Here is a 16,161-nt window from a genome sequence, read left to right as displayed (position 1 = left end):
GGATTAAAATGGCATGTTTCGGGTAGTAAACAAAAAATATTCTTGACATTTTTGTCTGGCAGTGAGCATTGTAACATTGTGTGCCTTTCTGATCATGGTTGTTCATCGCTGCAATATCAGCGATTTCAGGGGAGTATAGGGGTTGTCTGGAAGAACGTCGTCCAGCAGCAGTACGGAGAGGATTGGGAGAGTTGAATGAAATTTGACGATCAGTATTTGGATGGTGAGCAGGAACTTGATAAGGAGTCACTGGAAACGGATGATTCTGTCGATATTGATGAGGATGATCCTGCCATGTATGACCTGACCGGCATTTTCGACGCCGAAGAGACTCCTGTTCCGGTTGATTTTGCGGAAGGGGAATTTGAAGAACGGCGGGGTAAGGAAGCCAAGGACAGACGCGCAACTCTTTTCAGTGATCGACGACGCAATGACCGCCGGAGAGCTTCAAGGATGCCGGACGCTGGCAAAAACGGCACTCACTCCATTGACCCGATGAACATTTATCTGCGGGAGATGGGGACGTTGACCCTGTTGAGCCACGATGAAGAACTCAAGCTTGCCCGGATGATGGAGGAAGGGAAACAGCAGGTTCAGAACAGCACCTTTCAGACTCTTCTGGCCATACCACCGTTACAGGAGCTGGCAAGCGACCTGCAAAAGAATAAAGGGAAAATCTGTCAGGTATTGATGGGAGTTCCCGATAATGATGCCGACATGATCGTCTCGGAAAGCACCTGGTTTGTCGAGAGAGTGAAACAGGCAGAAAATCTTGACCGCAAACGGGTTGATCTTCTCCGGAAGTTGCAGACGATGGGGGAAGACCAAGCAGAGGTGGAGCATCTCTATAATGAGGTGATCGCAATCGGTGAGGAGATCGCCGGGCTGTTTGGCGGCAAAGTTGTCTGCGGTGAGTGTGTGAATGCCATTGCCGCTGGCCTTGAAGAGCTTTCGAAAAAATTCCGCAGAATCTTTGTGGAGATAATGGGTGCGCACAAGCTTGCCGCGGCAGGCGGTGGCAAGGAGCTTGCGCCGGAAGTGATCGAACAGCAGGTCAACCGGCAGTTTATCTGTGAAGCTGGTATTGACGGTAGAAGACTGCAGAAACTTCTGCATCAGATAGAATCAGGCCGGGAGATGACTAAGCATGCCAAAGAGGCGCTGGTCCGGGCCAACCTCAGGTTGGTTATTTCCGTGTCCAAAAAGTTCGTCAATCGGGGCCTCCAGTTCTCGGATATCATCCAGGAAGGGAATATTGGCCTGATGAAGGCGGTGGAAAAGTTCGACTACCATCGCGGCTACAAGTTCAGCACTTACGCCACATGGTGGATACGTCAGTCCATCACCCGTGGCATTGCCGATCAGGGACGGACCATCAGGCTGCCGGTCCATATGATAGAGACCATTAACCGGTTGCTCCGGGTTTCCAAGGATTTTCTGCTGGAAGAGCATCGGGAGCCGAGCCCGGAAGAGATGGCGGATCTGCTCGGTTCGGATGTGACGAAGGTCAAATCAGCACTGAAAATAGCAAAAGACGCTATTTCCCTCGATACCCCAGTCGGTGATGACGGAGAGACCTTTCTCGGTGACTTTATTGAGGATCATGATCGGGTGGGACCAGACGACCAGTCGATGATCAACAGCTTGCGAGAATGTCTCAATCAGGTAATGTCTTCGCTCTCCCCGAGGGAAGCCAAGGTGTTGCGGATGCGGTATGGTATCAATGTCGAGTATGATCACACCCTCGAGGAGGTCGGCCGCTGCTTTGCCGTTACCCGTGAACGTATCCGCCAGATCGAAGCACAGGCCATTTCCAAGCTGAAGCATCCATCGCGTATTGAGGAATTGCGGGTATTTATGACCGACCGGTAACCGGAGGAGGTCGATGGCACCGGGGCTGCGGAATACGTTTTCGCAGGATAGGATAACCCCTCGTCGCCCGCCGGTTTTTCAAACACCGAGTGGCACTGGTCTTTTTCTAAGGGCCTGTGCCATTCGCTTTTCCAGGAGCAACATGTCTGAAAATGCTGCGACCAACGATTGGCTCTGTCTCAGCCTGATACCCGGACTTGGCCCAGCCGGTGCTGCCAGATTGCTGGATCGTTTCGGTTCGCCGGCCAAGGTTTTGGGCGCTGGAGCTAAAGAGCTGGCAGCAACCGACGGAATCAGGTCCAGCCAGTTGACAGGTTTTGCCAGGCTGCCTGAATTAAGAGAGCTTGCTGCCAGGCAGATTGCGGGCATGCAGAAGCTTGGCGGTGAGATCGTGTCTCTGGTAGATCCCCGTTATCCTGACCGACTTCGTGAAATTCCCGATCCGCCGCTTGTTTTGTATGCACTGGGCGATGTTGCCCTTATGGGAAGCCATTGTGTGGCAATGGTTGGGTCTCGTTCGGCCACCACCTATGGTCGAAGGGCCGCCTGGCTGCTGGCTGAAAATCTCACCACCTATGGTGTCACCGTTGTATCCGGGATGGCGCTTGGTATCGATTCAGAGGCGCATTACGGCGCATTAAAGAGCGAAGGGCGAACTATTGCGGTACTCGGCAGTGGTCTAGATGTTATCTATCCCAGCCAGAATCGTACGTTGTACGATCAGTTGCGGGCTAAAGGACTGCTGTTGAGCGAATACCCTTTGGGAACCAAACCTGATGGGTTTCGTTTTCCCGCACGCAACAGGATCATTGCCGGTTTGAGTCAGGGTGTTGTGGTGGTCGAGGCGGCCCGTAAATCAGGATCGCTGATCACCGCCCAGATGGCCCTCGATTTTGGGCGGGAGATATTCGCGGTCCCCGGCCAGATTGACTCTCTGAAAAGCGAAGGTGCACACTGGCTACTGCGGGAAGGTGCCAAGTTGGTGGCAAGTGGCAGTGATATTGTCGAGGAATTGCAGTGGGGAATTGCTGCCAACGGTTGCTCAGGGCAACAGCCGAAAGGTGATCCCTATTCAGGTCTTGAACCGGATGGTGTGGCTTTGTTAGAGCAACTTGATGCCTATCCCCTGTCGCGCGACGAGGTGTGTGAGCGAACGGGATTGACTCCGGCACGACTCAGCGAATTACTCCTTTTTCTTGAACTTGAAGGCCATATCGAAATGGTGGCCGGTGATCAGGTCCGACGGTTGGCGTAATAATATTAGAAACGGGCCTCTTGCAGCAGAATTAAACGGCAGGGGTGCCGATAACACTTTTTTCTTTCAGGAGACAGCATGCAGCAAATACAGATCGCACCGTCCATTCTTTCAGCCGATTTCAGTCGGCTCGGTGCGGAGATTCAGGCCGTGGATGAGGCTGGGGCCGAGGTTATCCATATCGACGTGATGGATGGACATTTTGTACCGAATATCACCATTGGTCCGCTGGTGGTTGATGCTGCGCGAAAAGTGACCAAGAAAGTATTGGATGTGCATCTCATGATTTCCGATCCTGGCAGTTATGTCGATGCCTTTGCTGATGCCGGGGCAGATTGGATAACAGTCCATGTAGAAGCGTGTACTCATCTGCATCGGGTTATTGGTCAGATCAAACAGCGGGGATTGAAGGCCGGCGCGGTGCTGAATCCCTCAACATCGCTTGCAACTCTTGACTATATCCTTGAGGATCTCGATCTGGTGATGCTGATGTCAGTTAACCCAGGTTTTGGTGGCCAGTCGTTTATTCCCTCAACCCTTGAAAAAATAAGTCAGCTAAGAAAACGAATCGACGAGCTGGGCCTTTCCATAGGGATTGAGGTTGACGGCGGTGTCAGCAAAAAGACCATTGAAGAGGTAGCCAAGGCCGGTGCCAATATCTTTGTTGCTGGTTCAGCCGTTTACAATACGGAAGATTATGGGGCAACTATTCATGAATTGAGGCGACTTGCCGAACAGGGTGCCGCGGCTCGTGGTTAATGAGTGTTCTTTGTCTTTAGGAAACAGGAGGTGAGAAGAAATGGCTAATCTTTGTCATTTAGGAACGGCTTCCGTAACCAGACAACTCCAGGATCTGGCAACTCATCCGTATAATCTTGCCAGGGAAGGTGCTTTGCAGGCAGATGGCAGGATAGAAAAATACGTTTGCAGCTCTGGTCCGTTCCGTTTGCTGTATTCTACCCAGCGGGTGGATGAGAGGGTGCTTGATGGGTTGCAGCAGCTTGCCGATGAGTGTGGTCTGGTCGAACAGTTCGTCCGGATGCGCAGCGGCGAGGTGATGAACAGGATTGACGGGTTTGAATGCGAAAACAGGCAGGTCTTGCACACCTCCTGCCGGGATCTTTTTACTGCCAATCCGAAATCCCCTGAGGCGACTGCCAAGATGAGAGCTGAGCTTGATCGGCTCAAAGAGTTTCTCGGTGATGTGGAGCGTGGTGCTATTGTCAATGAACGGGGTGAAACCTTTACCACAATGATCAATGTGGGGATCGGCGGCTCTGACCTTGGCCCAAGGGCTATCTATGAAGCGTTGAAACCCTACGGCCTTCCTGGGCGATCGGTTCAATTTATCGCCAACGTCGATCCCGATGACGCGGCAGAAAAACTCGCTCAAGTCGATCTTAGCCGAACACTGGTCAACATCGTCTCCAAAAGTGGCACCACCCTTGAGACCCTGACCAATGAATTGCTGGTGGTGAACAGGCTAAGGGAAGCCGGGCTTGATCCCGCACATCATTGCCTTGCCGTTACCGGCCAGGGGAGTCCCATGGACAACCCGGAAAAGTATCTGCGCTCATTCTATATGTATGACTATATCGGCGGCAGATACTCTGCAACCTCAATGGTCGGCGCGGTTATGCTCGGTTTTTACCTTGGCTATGATCAGCTATTGGAATTTCTGGAAGGAGCGGCGATTATCGACTACACTGCGGAGAACAGAGATGTTCGTGAGAACGTTCCTCTTCTGATGGCGCTTCTAGGGGTATGGAACCACAATTTTCTTGGTTCCGCATCACTGGCAATTTTGCCGTACAGCCAGGCGCTGCATCGTTTTCCCGCCCATCTTCAACAATGCGATATGGAGAGTAACGGAAAGTCGGTTGACCGACAGGGTGGTACGGTCAATTATCTCACCGGGCCGGTGGTCTGGGGGGAACCGGGTACCAATGGCCAGCATGCATTTTATCAATTGCTCCATCAGGGCACTGAAATCGTGCCTGTCGAATTCATAGGCTTTATCAAGAGCCAGTATGGAAGTGATCTCGAGGTTAAAGGATCTTCGTCTCAGGAAAAACTTCTCGCAAACCTGCTAGCCCAGGCACTGGCCATGGCTGTTGGGCGACCGGATGAGAATCCCAACAGGAATTTTGCTGGCAACAGGCCGTCGATGGTTCTTATGGCGGAGCGTTTGACCCCACAAACCATGGGAGCATTACTGGCAATTTATGAGGCGAAAATAGTATTTCAGGGTTTTGTCTGGAACATTAATTCATTTGACCAGGAAGGTGTTCAGTTAGGCAAGATTCTTGCCACCAGGATTCTGGAGAGCATGAAAGGAAGGGTTGAGAGTGGGGCAGAGGTGGAAAAACGGTTTCTTGAGGCAGCAACAACAGGCATCAACACAACCCATGACGGCTGAATCTCCGTTCATTTCCCGTCCGACAAATGAACCATTTTTTGTTGACAAATTGAATCGTGGGCGATATTCTCAGCCGCTGAATCATTATTCATAGTGATAGTGTTTCGTATTGTCCTGACAGTATTATTTGCTCGGGCTATGTTGAACGCCGCAGAGTAAGGTGGAGGGTGTTTGCTGCTCTTTCATCGGTTCAAAATGGAACAATAAGATTTGCTATATTATTGGTAGAGGTTGTAGTTTAAACAGTAATTCAAAGGAGGAAATCATGGCAAAACATGAGACGCCCTTGTTGGACCAATTGGAGAGTGGCCCTTGGCCAAGCTTCGTTACCGACTTGAAGCAGCAGGCTGCAACAAAGCCTGAGTGCTGGGATATTCTTGGTATCCTAGAGCTCTCTTTCAAAGACAGAATCACCCACTGGAAGCACGGCGGTATCGTTGGTGTTTTCGGATACGGTGGTGGTATCGTTGGTCGTTATGCTGACGTACCTGAGCTTTTCCCCGGTGTAGAGCACTTCCACACCGTGCGTGTTGCTCAGCCTTCATCCAAATACTACTCCTCAGCTAACCTTCGTCAGCTGTGTGATCTTTGGGAGAAGCATGGTTCCGGCGTAACTAATATGCACGGTTCCACCGGTGACATCATTCTTCTTGGTACCCGTACTGAGAACCTTGAGCCGTTTTTCTGGGATCTGACCCATGACATGAACCAGGATCTTGGTGGTTCAGGATCCAACCTGCGTACTCCTGCCAACTGTATCGGCGAGTCCCGCTGTGAGTGGTCCTGCTACGATACTGAAGAGGCTTGCTACAAGCTGACCATGCAGTATCAGGACGAGATTCATCGTCCGGCATTCCCTTACAAGTTTAAGTTCAAGTTCTCCGGTTGTCCGAACGACTGTGTTGCTGCTATTGCCCGTTCCGATATCTCCGTTATCGGCACCTGGAAAGACGATATCCGTATCGACCAGGCTGCCGTTAAAGAGTACATTGCCGGCAACTACCCATCCAACGGTGGCGCCCATTCTGGTCGCGACTGGGGTAAGTTCGACATCACGAAAGAAGTTATTGATCTCTGCCCCACCAATTGCATGTGGATGGAAGGCGGCGAGCTGAAAATTGACAACTCCGAGTGTACCCGTTGTATGCATTGCATCAACGTAATGCCTCGCGCACTTCGTCCTGGCGCAGAAAAAGGCGCGTCCGTCCTGGTTGGTGCAAAAGCCCCGATCCTTGACGGTGCCCAGTTCTCTACCCTGGTTCTCCCGTTTATCCCGATGTCTGCTGACAACGATTTCGAAGAGCTCGTTGAGTTCATCGAGAAAGTGTGGGATTGGTGGATGGAAGTCGGTAAAAACCGTGAGCGTGTTGGTGAGACCATGCAGCGCGTTGGCCTGCCGACCTTCATCAAGGTTATGGAACTTGAGCCGATTCCACAGATGGTTAAAGAGCCTCGCTCCAACCCATATGTTTTCTGGGCAGAAGAAGAAGTTGAGGGTGGATTCGAGCGTGACGTGGAAGAATTCCGCGCTAAGCACGCTGCTTAATGCCGCTTTTAATTTGAGCTAACACTTCATATTAAAAAATATAAGGAGATTTATCATGGGCTACAATCCAGATAAACCGATGGACGGACGTATATCCGATCTTGGTCCACCCCACTACGAGCAGTTCTTCCCGCCAGTCATTAAAGCCAATAAAGGCAAATGGCTGTGGCACGAGATTCTCCAGCCGGGCGTTCTGATGCATAAATCAGAGACCGGTGACGAGGTTTACACCGTGCGTTGTGGTACTGCTCGACTGATCACCGTTAACTTTATTCGCGAAATCTGTGATATCGCTGATAAGCATTGTGACGGTTTCATGCGCTGGACGACCCGTAACAACGTCGAGTTCATGGTTGACAGCAAGGATAAAGTTCAGCCGTTGCTCGATGATCTCAAGAGCCGTGGCAACAAATTCCCGGTAGGTGGTACCGGTGCTGGTGTAACCAACATCGTTCACACCCAGGGCTGGGTACATTGCCATACTCCTGCTACCGACGCTTCCGGTGTTGTAAAAGCGGTAATGGATGAGCTGTTTGATTACTTCACCTCCATGACCCTGCCGGCTCAGGTACGTATTGCTCTGGCTTGCTGTTTGAACATGTGTGGTGCCGTTCACGCTTCCGATATCGCTATTCTCGGTATCCATCGTAAGCCGCCGATGATCGACCATAAGCGTATCACCGGTGTTTGTGAACTTCCGCTTGCTATTGCCTCCTGTCCGCTTGGCGCTGTTAAGCCTGCCAAGGCTGAGGTTGACGGTAAAGAGATTAAAACTGTGAAGGTTACCGTTGAGCGTTGTATGTTCTGTGGTAACTGCTACACCATGTGTCCGGCTATGCCCCTTGCAGATCCGGAAGGTGATGGTATCGCAATTCTTGTTGGTGGTAAGGTATCCAACGCCAAGTCTGCGCCTAAGTTCTCCAAGCTGGTTATTCCGTTCCTGCCCAACACCACTCCGCGTTGGCCTGAGACTGTCGAAGCCGTTAAAAAGATTCTTGAGGCTTATGCTAAAGACGCGAAGAAATATGAGCGTGTTGGTGAATGGGCTGAGAGAATTGGTTGGGAGAAGTTCTTCGAGAAATGTGATATTCCATTTACCGAGAAGAGCATTGATGACTATCGTCTTGCTTACAACACCTGGCGTACCACCACTCAGTTCAAGTACACCAGTCACATCAAGTAACTGAAGCCTTGACTGACGATTGCCTTTTCGTCTCAATGTTGAGACGAAAAGGTTCGCCGGTAGACTTCACCTTTTTGAAGGAGGGTCATCATGGCCTTAAGTAAAGACGAATTAAAAGCAGCTATCATCGAGAAGGCTACAAAGTCTCCGAAACCACAGCTTTATATTAAGGATTTCTACGCCTGTGATCCTGATGCAAAGCCACGTGAGATTAAAAACATTGCCAATGAACTCGTAAGAGAGCAAAAGCTTATGTTTTGGTCTTCTGGATCTACGACAATGTACGGTGTTCCGAGCCGTATTAAAAATGATGATGGAGAAGGCGGCGTGTGATTCGTCCCCTTTGTCTCATTTGATAGAAAGTGCAGTGCGTTTTTAAACGCTCTGCACTTTTTTTTTGCTTCCGCTTATGAAGATTATAACTTACGACAGCATCGATTCTACAAATATTCAGGCGATAAGCATTGCTGAAAAAGGGGCCGAACACGGTTCCGCAGTGGTCGCTGGAACTCAGACGATGGGTAGGGGACGTCTCGGTAAGAGCTGGCAGTCTCCACCCGGAAAAGGTCTTTACTGTTCGATCATTGTTCGGCCACGTTTGGCGATAAGCGATTTTCCACGTCTAACCTTTGTAGCCGGAATCGCGGTAGCAGAGGTTATAAGCGAGCATTATTTGCTAGAAGCAGGTTTGAAATGGCCCAATGATATCTATTTTCATAACCGAAAGTGTGGAGGTATCCTCAGTGAATCCTCGAGTTTCGCTGGCGCAGGAGATAACAGGTTCGCGATCATTGGCGTCGGGTTGAATGTAAATACCGAAAAATTTGATTTCCCTGACGAATTACAGGACAGAGCCACATCGCTCTATCTTGAATCTGGCAAAAAGACAGATATTCATGCGCTGTTTAATGATGTCCGGACCAGTATGTTGTTGGAGGTTGCGCGATTTGAACAGGAGGGATTCGGCCAGGTCATAACCAGATGGCGTAAGCGAGATTTCATGAAAGGAACCCGAATGGCCTGGGTGGGTATTGGCGGCCAACGGGTAGAGGGCATTTCACTCGGACCTGATGATGAGGGCTTACTGCATGTGTTGGACGATGACGGACGGATGCATGAGGTGATGTCTGGGGACATTCAATTGGCCAGTTAGCATGGTGCTAGAAATAAAAAACCCCATCCGACATGTGCCGAATGGGGCAGAGAGCTGATTGTTATTATAGAATCAGTAGCGGTAATACTCAGGTTTGTAGGGCCCTTCAACCGGAACACCAATATATTTTGCCTGCTTTTCGGTGAGCTCGGTTAATTTGACACCGATTTTCAGTAAATGTAATCGAGCAACCATCTCGTCGAGTTTCTTCGGCAGAAAATAGACTTTATTTTCGTATTTATTCGAGTTTTTCCACAGTTCGATCTGGGCAAGTACCTGGTTGGTAAAGGAGTTACTCATAACAAAACTTGGGTGGCCAGTTGCACAACCAAGATTGACCAGACGGCCTTCTGCGAGAATGATGATCTTTTTACCATCGGGAAAGGTCACGTGATCAACCTGCGGCTTGATATTATCCCAGGGGAGGTTACGTATGCCTGCAATGTCGATTTCTGAATCGAAATGTCCGATATTGCATACGATGGCCTCGTGTGGCATTTGCTCCATGTGGGCGCGTGTGATGACATCGACGTTGCCAGTGCAGGTGACAAAGATGTTGCCAAAGGAAGCTGCGTCTTCCATGGTAACGACCCTATAACCTTCCATGGCAGCCTGCAGGGCGCAGATCGGATCTATTTCAGTGACATATACTGTAGCTCCCATGCCGCGCAGGGCCTGGGCACAACCTTTACCAACATCACCATAACCGACAACAACGGCGTTTTTACCGGCAATCATTACATCAGTAGCACGCTTGATTCCGTCGATAAGTGATTCACGACAACCGTAGAGGTTGTCAAATTTTGACTTGGTGACAGAGTCGTTGACATTGATCGCAGGGCATTTGAGGGTGCCGGCATCGGCCATCTCATTGAGACGGTGTACACCTGTGGTGGTTTCCTCGGTAATGCCACGTATCTCCTTCAACTCTTTCTGATACTTTTCATGCATGACCAGCGTAAGATCGCCGCCGTCGTCGAGGATCATGTTCGGGATCCAGCCGTTGGGGCCAAATATTGTCTGGTCAATGCACCACCAGAATTCCTCTTCATTCTCACCTTTCCAGGCAAAGGTAGGAATACCGGCGGCTGCCATGGCAGCTGCTGCGTGGTCCTGAGTGGAGAAGATATTGCAGCTTGACCAGCGAATTTCGGCGCCCAGTTCGACCAGGGTTTCCATCAATACGGCGGTCTGGATGGTCATATGCAGGCAACCTGCAATGCGAGCCCCTTTGAGTGGTTGGGACTCACGATATTCATCGCGAAGGGCCATGAGACCAGGCATCTCCGTTTCAGCGATTTCAATCTCTTTTCTGCCCCAGGCAGCCAGAGATATATCGGCTACTTTATAGTCGTTTGTTGGTGTAGACATAGTGTGTACCTATTGAGATGTGTATCGAAATAACGTTCAAATATTGGCCGATTTTCTGAGTGCGTCGGCTTTATCGGTGTGTTCCCAGGTGAAATCGGCATCTTCACGCCCAAAATGACCGTAAGCAGCAGTTTTCTTGTAGATGGGGCGGAGAAGGTTGAGATGCTGGATGATGGCTTTGGGACGAAGATCGAAATGCTCGACGATCAATTCCTTGATTTTGCTGTCAGGCAGTCTACCGGTACCAAAGCTGTTGACGTTAATTGAAACAGGTTGTGATATACCGATGGCATAGGCAACCTGCACTTCGACTTCGTCAGCGATTCCGGCGGCAACAATGTTCTTTGCAACATACCGACCCATGTAGGAGGAACTACGGTCAACCTTGGAAGGGTCCTTGCCGGAGAAAGCACCGCCGCCGTGTGAGCCTTTGCCTCCGTAGGTATCGACGATGATTTTCCGACCAGTTACCCCACAGTCGCCAACCGGGCCGCCGATGACAAATCTGCCGGTGGGATTGATGAAGAACTTTGTGTTACTGTCTATCATCTCGGCCGGAAGAACAGGGCTGATGATTTCCTGCATCACAGCTTCTTTTAACTTCTCATAGGAAATCGATTCGTCATGCTGGGTGGAGAGGACGATGGCTTCAATGCGTTTTGGGACCCTGTTCTCGTATTCGATGGTGACCTGGCTTTTCGCATCGGGCCGCAGCCAAGGAAGTGTGCCGCTTTTTCGCACCAGAGACTGTTGCTTGGTAAGTTTGTGAGCGAAGTAGATAGGCATCGGCATAAGAACACTTGTCTCATTGCAGGCATACCCGAACATAAGGCCCTGATCACCTGCACCCTGATTAAGATCGAGGCCGGTTCCTTCGTCAACACCTTGTGCAATATCGGGTGACTGTTTGTCGATAGAGGTTAATACTGCGCAGGATTGCCAGTCAAAGCCCATAGTGCTGGAGTTGTATCCGATTTCCTTGATTGTCTGGCGTACGACTTCAGGCATATCTACCCATGCAGATGTGGTAATTTCGCCAGCGATGAGGGCCATGCCGGTGGTGACAAGGGTTTCACAGGCGACTCGTGCGTAGGTGTCCTGCTCCAGGATGGAGTCGAGGATGGCATCGGAAATCTGATCTGCAACTTTATCGGGATGTCCTTCAGACACGGATTCGGAGGTAAACAGATAGTTGGACATGGATGATCTCCACAATGGTAAATAATGAGAACACGACGGCAAAAGACGATAGTTTGGCTATTGCAGACCATGTTGAGAAAAGGAAAAAGAGCAAAAACGTTATATGTATGTTATGACTGCTCGACGCATTCGAATAACAGAATAACCTGCAGTTTAACATCACATTATATAGCATATACGAACTAAAAGTGTATAAAAAAACATGGTGAAGCAATGATCGCCCATGAATTGAAAGCGATGGTAATGGTGTAATGACCTTACCTCGGTCGAAAGTGCTTGAAACCCATGTTGGAATGTTGAAATATCGTCTCTCAGTCAACCTCCATACCGTCGTAGTAATAAATTATTACCCCTGCTACCAGGTTTGCCGTCGGCATAGCTCTGCAGGGTGAAAATATACTTTAATTATCTGAAGGAAATTAATCGAGATGTCCATTGTAGAAGCACGCAAGGTGCTGGAGATAGAAGAGCAGGGCCTAAAGGCCGTGCGTGAAAATATTGGTGAAGAATTTGTAAGGGCCGTAGATTTGATCTTGGCCTGTCCTAGCCGACTGGTTATTACTGGTATCGGTAAATCCGGGCTCATCGGGCAGAAGATCTCCGCGACGCTTAATAGCACTGGTACCCCATCGTTTTTTCTGCATCCTGTTGAGGCGTTGCATGGCGATCTTGGGATGGTGATGGCTTCGGATGTGGTTATCGCCATCTCATATTCCGGAGAAACACCAGAATTGAATGGACTACTGGACTCACTCAAACGCAGAGGCAACACTATTATTGCCATGACCGGCGGTGCTCATTCAACTTTAGCCGCCGCAGCTGATGTGGTGCTGAATATAAGAGTACCACGGGAAGCGTGTCCACTTGGCCTTGCTCCAACAGCTTCCACTACTGCTACAGTTGCCATGGGCGATGCGTTGTCAGTGGTGCTCTTAAATAGAAGAAATTTCCAGGCTGAGGATTTCCGTCACAACCATCCGGGAGGCAGTCTCGGACAGCGCTTAAAGGTCAGAGTCGAAGAGGTGATGCTGACCGGTGGAGATGTTCCGGCGATTAACGATATGGAGCCTGCAGCGACTGCTATTAAGGTGTTGAACGAGAAGAATCTTGGTGCGGTTCTGGTGGTTGATGAAGCTGGAATAGTGAGGGGCATTATAACGGATGGTGATGTTAGAAGACTTATGGCAGAGTCTGTATCCATCGCCGATTGCCTTGCTGGCAAAATCATGACCAGGGACCCGGTCACCATCGGTAAGGATGCACTCGCTGCTGATGCCCTCAGTATCATGCAGCGCCACGAGATAACAGTGCTACCTATTGTTGATGGTGAGCATCGGCTGGTGGGTATTCTGCACCTTCACGAACTTCTTGGAAAGGGGGAATTCCGCTTCCTGCTGTAAGCAAAGAATTCGCCGAAACCCGGGAAAATGATAACGGTGCCAGTTGCCGGTAGAATACATTATGGTGCTTCGTTGGTTGCTTGATAGAGCATTTTGTCACGGCGCTCGTTTATCAACTCTCAAGGTTGTGAAAATGCCAGCGCTTGCTGTCCGGATCATATGTGTAGAACATGATCAGATTAAGCGGTCGGCCGCGTCCGGATTCAGTACATTGGAGCTTGAAAAGGTAAAGTCGTCCTAACCGTTTCACAAAACTGGCAGATGGGTTGCTGAGTGTTTCCGGTGCGGCAGCAGGATAATTCTCCATGAAAAGCCGGATGTAATTGTCGACCAGATAGGTTTGTCGCTCTTCGACAAAGATAGTCTCCTTCAGTTCGTCCTGAGCTTTTTTTGTCTCTGTGATAATTTCCTGGAACTCTGGATCGTTGGCAAACGCACTTGATTGTATTGTTTTGATAACCTTCAGCAAGTAAGTTTGTGTTTCAGCTGTTTTGCCGTTGGCCTTATTTCTGTCAGCGGTCTGGCGATCGCGGATAATTGCAGACTGGAGGATTATACGATCGAGTTTTTTGCGGCTTTGTTCAATTTCTGCAGGATCGAGGATTTTGGTGTTTGCGTTGAGAATCCCAATTGCCTCGGTGTATTTTTCGATAGCTTCATCCCAACGGCCGCCGGAAAAGGCGCTGTTGCCGGCGTTGATGGTTGAGTACAACTCGGCACGACTGATATTGGCTTTTATGCCGGCCAGTTCACTGTTTTCTTTCTCCGAAAGAGTTCGCCCTGCTTCAACAGCCTTCTGGAAAAGTGTTACTGCACCGGCCCAGTCAGATCTGGAAAAGAGAGAATCGGCTTGTTCCTTAAGCGAGGTAAAGCGACTTTTGGCGAGCAGGGTATCGACATATTCACGATATTCAGCTTGTTGCCGTGGGGAAAGTTTACTTATCTGGCCCTGCAGCTCGGTTAAGGTGGCGGTAGCAGTTTGCCATTCTTCACCATCAACTTGCGTCTCGGCCACGTTAAGCATGGACCTGAACGCCGCATAGTTCAGATTCTGTTCGATACTCATGCGCTCATCAGGACTGAAATCCTCGATCTGGCGGGACAATTCCAGAGCCTTCTGGAAACTGGCTGCAGCCTGGTCCCAGGCAGAGGTCTCGAGAAATCCTTTTCCCTGATCGAGGAACTCCTGTAACGACTGGTGGGCTGAGAGGGTCGATTTGGGAACATATTTCTCATTATAAAGCACTTTTCCCAGCAACCCTTGCTGCATTTCCTCAGAATCCAGGATACCCCGAATGCCAGTTTGTAATTCGGTGATGGCTGTCTGGTGGATAAGATAAATATTTTTGCTGGTGGACATGGAGGCGGCGCAAGCTTTCTCGGCGGCTTGAAAATCCTTGGCTGCAAAACTGGTTGTACATTCAGAAAAGAGCTGCCTGGCCTCAGTGAGTCGACTGTTTAATGTAAAATAAAAATAGGTAAGGGGGGCCAGCACTGCCAGTAGGCCGCCTACCACAATGTATGGGAGTATATTGACTGGACGGCGAATCTTCTTGGGTACAGTTTTCTTTTCCTCTTCCAGTAACTCTTCGGTTGTTTCTAAGGTATTCTTGGATTTTTTACGTTTAGCAGGAGTGGATTTGTCGGGGCTTTGACCATTCTTACGACCTTTCTTCCGACCGTTCGTAGGCTCATGAATATCTTGCAGCATTTCAGTGGCATTTTCGGCACGCGAGATATCAGCCCTGATATTTGGGTAGTCCGCCACCAGGTTTTCAACGGCTTTGAAGCATTCCAGAGCTTTATCAGCCAAGCCCTGATTTTCATATTCTTCAGCTTCTGTATAAAGCTTTTGCGCACGCGCCAGGGCTGTTGCTGTTTTTTCGAAAAGGTCCTGACGCTCAGGAAAATCGTTGTCGGTGGGAATTGCGGTGAGTTCGGTATCCAGCTGACAGAAATTTCTTCGGTTGGCCAGATGTTTGAGCTTGTCGGTGTCAATCCTGCCTCCGGATAATCCCGGTAGAGCCGCTGATGATACGGGAGCTTCGGGGATATCGTGGGAGAACTGGAAGTCGTCCATGAAGTCATGCTCTTCCATGGTACTTATTTCAGCAGGACTCTCCTCTTCCGGTTCTATGGTGAGATTGATTGTCGGTTCGCCTGGTGATTCCGGAATATCGTTGAAATCGCTTGGCTGTTGTTGCTCCTCTGCATCATCAAAATCAAAGGTATCATCAAATTCGAGCAGTGGCTCAGATTCACTTGTATCATCTGGTCGTTCCGGAGGGGCTTGTTGTGTCGATGGTGCTTCTTTACGAAAAGGCAACTGGTTGGTATTTTGACGAAACCAGAGCGCTGCGTCCTCATTGAAAGCATTATCCGTCGAATAGATCCGCCCTGACAGCATATCGCCGATATGGTTTATTAACTCGGGAAGAGTTCGATCCCTATTCCAGAAATCGGCAAGACTGATGGCAGCGCTGTCGAAATCAGGATGGAAGACTGCTGTTTTTGGTTTACAACTAGGTGGGAAATGAGGGAAACCAAAAGGGATAGAGATGAGAACGGTATGACTGGAGCCCATGATAACATTACCCTGTTCATCCTGGATGGTACAAGGTATATGATAGATCACTTCATACTGGCTTGGCGGATCGCCTGATACCGGATGAATCTCTATATCGCGTTTATTAAAAAACTCAGCTTGAATTTCCGAGAAAATCCTTCTGAGTTCCTGGCTGTCTAAGCTCATGATTTCAGTA

General features: G+C 49.6%; 12 protein-coding genes. 9 read left to right on the top strand and 3 right to left on the bottom strand.

Annotation, left to right across the window (positions count from 1 at the left end; all coding sequences use genetic code 11):
• Nucleotides 1-195 precede the first annotated feature (195 nt).
• From BUF15_RS06795 to BUF15_RS06760, 8 genes are all read left to right on the top strand, one after another.
• On the top strand, nt 196-1,872 hold the full coding sequence (locus BUF15_RS06795) for a sigma-70 family RNA polymerase sigma factor (protein WP_084553604.1): 1,677 nt from the start codon (nt 196-198) through the stop codon (nt 1,870-1,872).
• A gap of 142 nt (nt 1,873-2,014) precedes the next feature.
• Nucleotides 2,015-3,127 (top strand): DNA-processing protein DprA, encoded by a 1,113-nt coding sequence (gene dprA / locus BUF15_RS06790; RefSeq protein ID WP_073612716.1) that lies wholly within the window; start codon nt 2,015-2,017, stop codon nt 3,125-3,127.
• A gap of 78 nt (nt 3,128-3,205) precedes the next feature.
• Nucleotides 3,206-3,886, top strand: coding sequence for a ribulose-phosphate 3-epimerase (rpe, locus tag BUF15_RS06785; RefSeq protein ID WP_073612715.1), 681 nt, complete (start codon nt 3,206-3,208; stop codon nt 3,884-3,886).
• A 40-nt stretch (nt 3,887-3,926) separates the two neighbouring features.
• A complete protein-coding gene (locus BUF15_RS06780) occupies nt 3,927-5,546 on the top strand; it encodes a glucose-6-phosphate isomerase (RefSeq protein WP_073612714.1) in 1,620 nt (539 codons plus the stop codon).
• A gap of 265 nt (nt 5,547-5,811) precedes the next feature.
• Complete coding sequence (gene dsrA, locus BUF15_RS06775) at nt 5,812-7,092, top strand: dissimilatory-type sulfite reductase subunit alpha (protein WP_073612713.1); 1,281 nt, start codon at nt 5,812-5,814, stop codon at nt 7,090-7,092.
• Nucleotides 7,093-7,147: 55 nt separating this feature from the next.
• Nucleotides 7,148-8,275, top strand: a complete 1,128-nt coding sequence (gene dsrB / locus BUF15_RS06770) for a dissimilatory-type sulfite reductase subunit beta (RefSeq protein ID WP_073612712.1) — start codon at nt 7,148-7,150, stop codon at nt 8,273-8,275.
• Between the two features lie 90 nt (nt 8,276-8,365).
• Nucleotides 8,366-8,608, top strand: coding sequence for a dissimilatory sulfite reductase D family protein (locus BUF15_RS06765; RefSeq protein ID WP_073612711.1), 243 nt, complete (start codon nt 8,366-8,368; stop codon nt 8,606-8,608).
• A 76-nt stretch (nt 8,609-8,684) separates the two neighbouring features.
• Nucleotides 8,685-9,428, top strand: coding sequence for a biotin--[acetyl-CoA-carboxylase] ligase (locus BUF15_RS06760; RefSeq protein WP_143170650.1), 744 nt, complete (start codon nt 8,685-8,687; stop codon nt 9,426-9,428).
• 72 nt (nt 9,429-9,500) lie between these two features.
• On the opposite strand, the gene ahcY is transcribed toward BUF15_RS06760, so the two are convergent.
• Nucleotides 9,501-10,799 (bottom strand): adenosylhomocysteinase, encoded by a 1,299-nt coding sequence (gene ahcY, locus BUF15_RS06755; RefSeq protein ID WP_073612709.1) that lies wholly within the window; start codon nt 10,797-10,799, stop codon nt 9,501-9,503.
• Between the two features lie 36 nt (nt 10,800-10,835).
• Nucleotides 10,836-11,999 (bottom strand): methionine adenosyltransferase, encoded by a 1,164-nt coding sequence (metK, locus tag BUF15_RS06750; RefSeq protein WP_073612708.1) that lies wholly within the window; start codon nt 11,997-11,999, stop codon nt 10,836-10,838.
• A gap of 428 nt (nt 12,000-12,427) precedes the next feature.
• Here metK and BUF15_RS06745 point away from each other — a divergent pair, with 428 nt between their 5' ends.
• Entirely contained in the window at nt 12,428-13,399 is a 972-nt protein-coding gene (locus BUF15_RS06745; RefSeq protein WP_073612707.1) for a KpsF/GutQ family sugar-phosphate isomerase, read from the top strand.
• 112 nt (nt 13,400-13,511) lie between these two features.
• On the opposite strand, the gene BUF15_RS06740 is transcribed toward BUF15_RS06745, so the two are convergent.
• Nucleotides 13,512-16,151: a hypothetical protein gene (locus BUF15_RS06740; protein WP_073612706.1), complete on the bottom strand. Its 2,640-nt coding sequence runs from the start codon at nt 16,149-16,151 to the stop codon at nt 13,512-13,514.
• Between the last annotated feature and the right edge of the window lie 10 nt (nt 16,152-16,161).

The sequence above is a fragment of the Desulfopila aestuarii DSM 18488 genome (assembly GCF_900143695.1).
GTDB lineage: Bacteria > Desulfobacterota > Desulfobulbia > Desulfobulbales > Desulfocapsaceae > Desulfopila > Desulfopila aestuarii.
This window is presented reverse-complemented; position numbering and strand designations above follow the sequence as displayed.